The organism is Thioalkalivibrio thiocyanoxidans ARh2 (assembly GCF_000385215.1).
In the GTDB taxonomy this organism is placed as follows: Bacteria; Pseudomonadota; Gammaproteobacteria; order Ectothiorhodospirales; family Ectothiorhodospiraceae; genus Thioalkalivibrio; species Thioalkalivibrio thiocyanoxidans.
Window position 1 is genome coordinate 1 of record NZ_ARQK01000013.1, and the last position, 5,536, is coordinate 5,536.

General features: G+C 69.3%; 6 protein-coding genes. 1 reads left to right on the plus strand and 5 read right to left on the minus strand.

Annotation, left to right across the window (positions count from 1 at the left end):
- Positions 1-157: 157 nt before the first annotated feature.
- From G372_RS0100215 to thiD, 4 genes are all read right to left on the minus strand, one after another.
- Positions 158-892 (minus strand): sulfite exporter TauE/SafE family protein, encoded by a 735-nt coding sequence (locus G372_RS0100215; RefSeq protein WP_244263174.1) that lies wholly within the window; start codon positions 890-892, stop codon positions 158-160.
- Between the two features lie 441 nt (positions 893-1,333).
- Positions 1,334-2,611 carry a glutamate-1-semialdehyde 2,1-aminomutase gene (gene hemL, locus G372_RS0100220; protein WP_019624627.1) on the minus strand — a complete coding sequence of 426 codons (1,278 nt, stop codon included), beginning with the start codon at positions 2,609-2,611 and terminating at the stop codon, positions 1,334-1,336.
- Between the two features lie 81 nt (positions 2,612-2,692).
- Positions 2,693-3,337 (minus strand): thiamine phosphate synthase, encoded by a 645-nt coding sequence (thiE, locus tag G372_RS0100225; protein WP_026340430.1) that lies wholly within the window; start codon positions 3,335-3,337, stop codon positions 2,693-2,695.
- The gene (gene thiD, locus G372_RS0100230; protein WP_019624625.1) at positions 3,327-4,115 is read right to left on the minus strand and encodes a bifunctional hydroxymethylpyrimidine kinase/phosphomethylpyrimidine kinase; all 789 of its coding nucleotides are present in this window, start codon (positions 4,113-4,115) and stop codon (positions 3,327-3,329) included. Before thiD ends, thiE begins: the two co-directional genes overlap by 11 nt.
- 84 nt (positions 4,116-4,199) lie before the next feature.
- Between thiD and G372_RS0100235 the strand changes: the two genes are divergently transcribed.
- The gene (locus G372_RS0100235) at positions 4,200-4,646 is read left to right on the plus strand and encodes a hypothetical protein (protein WP_019624624.1); all 447 of its coding nucleotides are present in this window, start codon (positions 4,200-4,202) and stop codon (positions 4,644-4,646) included.
- On the opposite strand, the gene G372_RS0100240 is transcribed toward G372_RS0100235, so the two are convergent.
- On the minus strand, positions 4,639-5,325 hold the full coding sequence (locus tag G372_RS0100240; protein ID WP_019624623.1) for a histidinol-phosphatase: 687 nt from the start codon (positions 5,323-5,325) through the stop codon (positions 4,639-4,641). The two genes, G372_RS0100235 and G372_RS0100240, sit on opposite strands and share 8 nt — an antisense overlap.
- Between the last annotated feature and the right edge of the window lie 211 nt (positions 5,326-5,536).

Consider the following 5,536-nt stretch of genomic DNA (forward strand, 5'->3'; position numbering starts at 1 on the left):
AAGAAAGTACCTCGCGGCGCGCTCGCGAGTGAGCGCACGGCAGTATGCGGACCGAAGGCACGTAAACCCCGGATGCCGAACCAGGCCCAGCCTCAACAAGGCAGGCGGAGGCACATGATCGCGCGGTTACGTATGGGAGGCGCTGCGATGCGCTGGATTAGCGCAGGAGCATCAGGATGCCGGCGAGGATCAGCACGCCGGCGAAGCCGCGTCGGAGGACGCCCACGGGCAGATAGTGCGCCAGCCAGACACCCGCACGTACGCTGATGGCCGTGCCGATGACCACGCCGAGGATGGCGGGCAGGTAGAGATACCCCAGTGCCCACTCCGGCGCCTGGTAGGCCGGATCGGTCCACTGCGGCAGGGTGAACACCAGGCTCGCGCCGATCGAGATCGGCACGCCGAGGGCCGCGGCCGAGCCGATCGCGCGGCGCAGTTCCAGCCCCTGGCTCACCAGGAACGGGGTGGTCAGCGTGCCGCCGCCGATGCCGATCAGCGAGGAGACGGCCCCGATCACGGTGCCGCCGCCCAGCCATACGCTGCGTCGGGGTATGGGCGCCTTCGGGGGCTGAACGTTCACCAGCATCCAGATCCCGATCGCGACCTCGAAGGCGCCGAAGATGCGCCCCAGGTGGTCGGAGTCGATGCGCGTGGCCAGCCAGGCCCCGAGCAGGGCCCCGACGATGATCCCCGGCAGCAGGCGGCGCACGGCCGTGCCGTCTACCCCGCCGCGGCGGTGGTGGGCGCGGGCCGACAGGATCGCGGTGGGGATGATCGCGCCCAGCGAGGAGCCGACCGCGAGCTGCACCAGGCTGGCCGAGTCGAACGCCAGCAGGCTGAAGATCGCGACGAACACCGGCACCAGAATCAGCCCGCCGCCGATGCCGAACATCCCGGCCGGGATGCCGGCGACCAGCCCCAGGGCCACGAACAGCAGGCCCAGGCTGATCAATGTACACACTCGCGTTGGTGCCCCAGGTTTTCCGAGACAAGGCGCGTCGCGCAGCGGGTAGTGGTTCTACCCGCAAGCGGCGCAACGCAGGATCGGGGAACCTGGGGTACCAACCCCAAGGGGCTCGGCCGCCCGTTGTTATCAAAAACGGGTGCGGGAACGGCGTTTCGGCTCCCTTGTGCAGAATGACTGCACGGCAGTCCCCGCGCCTTGTTCGCACGCAAAAGCGACAAAGCAGCGAGCGTGTACATTGATCAGTGTTCCCCTGGTGGTGACTGGGTCAGGGTCTCGAGCATGAGCCGGTTGGGAGGGTGGGGGCGTCAGGCAGGGGCCAGGCCGGCGGGTATGGCCCCGGCCGGCCCGGCGAGACGGGGCAGGCGCTCAGAGCGCCTTGAAGCACTTGCGGGCGGCCTCGATGGTGGCGTCGAGGTCTGCGTCCGAGTGGGCGTTGGACATGAAGCCGGCCTCGAAGGCACTGGGGGCCGGGTAGATGCCCTCGCCCAGCATCGCGTGGAAGAAGCGGCCGAAGGCGGCGGTGTCGCAGGCGGTGGCGCCGGCGAAGTCGGTGACCTTCTGGTCCGAGAAGAACAGGCCGAACATGCCCGGCACCTGGTTGGTGGTCAGGGCGACCCCGGCCTCGCGCGCGGCCTCCTCGAAGCCCGCGACGACCTTTTGCGTGCGCTGCTCCAGCTCGTCGTGGAAGCCCGGGCGGGACAGGATCTCCAGGGTCTTGAGCCCGGCGGTCATCGCAATCGGGTTCCCGGACAGGGTGCCGGCCTGGTAGACCGGACCCAGCGGCGAGAGGTGTTCCATGATCGCGCGCTTGCCGCCGAAGGCCCCCACCGGCATGCCGCCGCCGATGATCTTGCCCAGCGTGGTCAGGTCCGGGGTGACGCCGAGATAGCCCTGGGCGCAGTTCTTCGAGACGCGGAAGCCGGTCATCACCTCGTCGAAGATCAGCACTGCGCCGTGCTGGTCGCAGACCTCGCGCAGCGTCTCGAGAAAGCCGGGTTCCGGCGGGATGCAGTTCATGTTGCCGGCGATCGGCTCGACGATGATGCAGGCGACCTCGTCGCCCTTCTCGGCGAAGAAGGCACGCACGCCGTCCGGGTCGTTATAGGTGAGGGTGCTGGTCAGTGCGGCCAGCTCCTTCGGCACGCCGGGGGAACTCGGCTGGCCGAGGGTCAGGGCGCCGGAGCCGGCCTTCACCAGCAGCGAGTCGCCATGGCCGTGGTAGTTGCCCTCGAATTTCACGATGCGGTCGCGCCCGGTGTAGCCGCGCGCCAGCCGGATCGCGCTCATGGTCGCCTCGGAGCCCGAGTTGGTCATGCGCACCAGGTCCATTGACGGCACCAGTTCGCAGACCTTCGCGGCCATGTCGTTCTCCAGCCGCGTCGGGCAGCCGAAGGACAGGCCGTTGTTGCAGGCCTCGCGCACCGCCTCGATCACCTCGGGGTGGGCATGGCCGGCGACCATCGGGCCCCAGGAACCGATGTAGTCGATGTAGCGCTGGCCGTCGGCGTCCCACATGTAGGCACCGTTGGCGCGGTCCATGAAGATCGGGGTGCCGCCCACGCCCTTGAACGCGCGGACCGGGGAATTCACGCCCCCGGGGATATGCTGCTTGGCGGCCTCGAACAGACGCTCGGTTTCCTGCATGACGATGTCCTGTTTTTCGTTGAGTTCGGGATTCGGTGGGCCCGGCAACCATAGCGACGGCCGCGGGCGCGTGCAAAGTGGTCAGTCGAACAGTGTGCTGATGCGCCGGGCGGCGGCCTCCGGATCGGGCGCGGCGCTGATGCCCTGGATCACGGCGACCAGGTCCGCCCCGGCCGCGACCACCTCGGCCGCGTTGTCCGGGGTGATTCCACCGATGCCGCAGATCGGCAGGTCCAGGGCCGCGCGTGCCTGGCGGATCAGTTCCGGCCCGGCAAAGGCGGCCTCCGGCTTGGTCGGGGAGGCGAACATGGTGCCGAAGGCGACATAGCACGCGCCGGCCCGGGCGGCGGCTTCGGCGCGCGCCAGCTCGTTGTAGCAGGAGACCCCGATGACCGTGTCCGGCCCCAGGAGCGCGCGGGCCGCGGTCGGGTCCGGGTCGTCGCGGCCCAGATGCACGCCATCGGCCTGAATACGCGCGGCCAGCTCGGTGTCGTCGTTGATGATGCAGCGCGCACCGTGCGTGTGGGCGAGGGCGACTAGCTCGCGGGCGATCGCCTCGCGCGCGTCGCCCGCGAGCTCCTTGTCACGGAACTGGATCAGGCTGGCGCCGCCGCGCAGTGCAGCCGTGGCATGGGCGAGGTGGGTGGCGCGCGGGTCCGCGCCCTCCGGCACTGCGGGGGTAATGAAGTAAAGCCCGCGCAGGGGCGCTCGGCTGTCAGTCGTCATGCGGGCACAGGCGGTTGGGGATGTGCTGGCCGTGGCCGGGGGCATAGCCGCGGGCGATGGCATCGTTCATGAAGGACTGGGCCTCGATCACGGCCGGTTCGATGTCACGGCCACGGGCGAGGAAGGCGGCGATCGCCGCGGCCAGGGTGCAGCCGGAGCCGTGGAAGCCGGCCGGGTGGCGCGGCAGCTCGAACGGGCGCATGTGGTCGTCCTCGCGGTAGAGACGATTGATGATCGGGTCCTGCTCGGCGCCCTCGTGCCCGCCGGTGACCAGCACGTTGAGCGCGCCCAGTTGGCGCAGTTGGTGGCCCCACTGCGCGGGGTCTTCGCTGCGGGCCAGGCGCGCGGCCTCGGGTCCGTTCGGGGTGATCAGCGTGGCGCGCGGCAGCAGGGCCTCGCGCGTGGCGTCGACCACCGCCTCGGTGGCCAGTGCCCCGCCGCCGCCGGCGACCATCACCGGGTCCAGTACCACCGGGATGTGCGGGTGCGCGCTCAGCAGCGCGGAGACGATGGTGACGTTCTCCACCGAGCCGAGCATGCCGATCTTGACCGCCGCGAGCTCGAGATCCGCGAGGGTGACTTCGATCTGGGCGCGCAGCTGCTCCGGCGGCAGCACGGTGAAGTCCACTACGTTCCGGGTGTCCTGCACGGTGATTGCGGTCACCGCAGTGGCCCCGTGCACCCCGAGGCGTGTGAACGTGGTCAGGTCGGCCTGCAGGCCCGCGCCGCCACCGGGGTCGGAGCCGGCAATGGTCAGCGCGATCGGGGGATGATTCATGAATGGGGGCTCCCGTGCTAAGGTTGCGCGCGCCCCGGCACCCCCGGGGCGTTTCCAGTTATGAATCCCGGGAGTGTACGCAGCATGAGCCACGAGTTCGAAGTCGAGTCCCTCCGCCCCCTGGTCGCCGCCGCGAAGGCCGGCGGTACGCTGAATGCGGAGGTCGACCAGGCCCTGGCCGCGCTGGAGCAGGAGATCAACCGGATCGCCGCCGAGCTGCAGGTGGAGCACGTGGGCCCCGGGGTGGGCATGGCGGACATGAATGCCCAGCACGTCTATCGCCTGGTGATCCGCCAGCACGAGATCGATGTCACGCGGCACGAATGGAGCCTTTGGGTCTGTGATGCGCTGGACAACTGTGACTTCCGCGCGACCTGGCCGGTCACTGGCGCCGGGCGTCTGCGCCGCAAGCAGGTGACGGCCGTGGTGCCGGAGCTCGTGACCGGCTACCGCGATGCGGTTGTGGCCGCCGGCAAGGGGGATACTCCGGCCGGTCAGCGGCTGGAGCAGATGGCCGGTCTGTTCAGCTGACCGAGCCTTCCGGCTCGCGCAGCGAGATCACTGGCCAGCCCCGTTCGCGGGCATGCGCGGCCAGGGTCGGGTCGGGGTCCACGGCCACCGGGCGGCCGACCTGCTCCAGTAGCGGGATGTCGTTGCGCGAGTCACTGTAGAAGCTGGCCTGTGCGATGGTGCCCTCGGGGTCCGGGTGATCCGCGAGGTACTGGCGCAGACGCTCGATCTTGCCTTCCTGGAAGCAGGGCACGCCCGTCAGTTCACCGGTGAACTCCCCGTCCTCGCGCTCTTCCGCGAGGGTGGCGATCAGGTGATCCACGCCGAGGATCTCGGCGATCGGCTGGGTTACGAACTGGTTCGTCGCGGTGATGATTACCAGCTCGTCGCCGGCCATCCGGTGCTTTTCCAGCAGGTGCTGAGCCCCGGGGGCGATCATCGGGCGGATCAGTGTTTCGATGAACCGTTCCCGCCATTCTTCCAGCTGCGAGCGCGGGTGCTCGGCCAGCGGGCTGAACGCGAAGCGGCAGAACTCGTGGATGTCGAGGGTCCCCGCGACATACTCCTGGTAGAAGTGGTCATTGGTCTCGGCGTGACAGGTCGGGTGCACGGCGCCCACCTCGGCCAGGAACTGGTTCCAGGCGTGATCGCTGTCGCCGGCGAGCAGGGTGTTGTCGAGGTCGAACAGGGCCAGGTTCATGAATCGCTCCGCGGATTAGGGGTCGCGCTGGGAAGACGGCGGGAGTTTACCGGGGCATGACTTCGCACGCAGCTTTGCCCGTCCTGCCACGGGGGATGCGTGGGAAACGCTGATGGATGTACACGCTCGCGCTCGAGTCGCTTTTGCGTGCGAACAAGGCGCGGCGACTGCCGTGCAGTCATTCTGCACAAGGGAGCCGCAACGCCGTGCG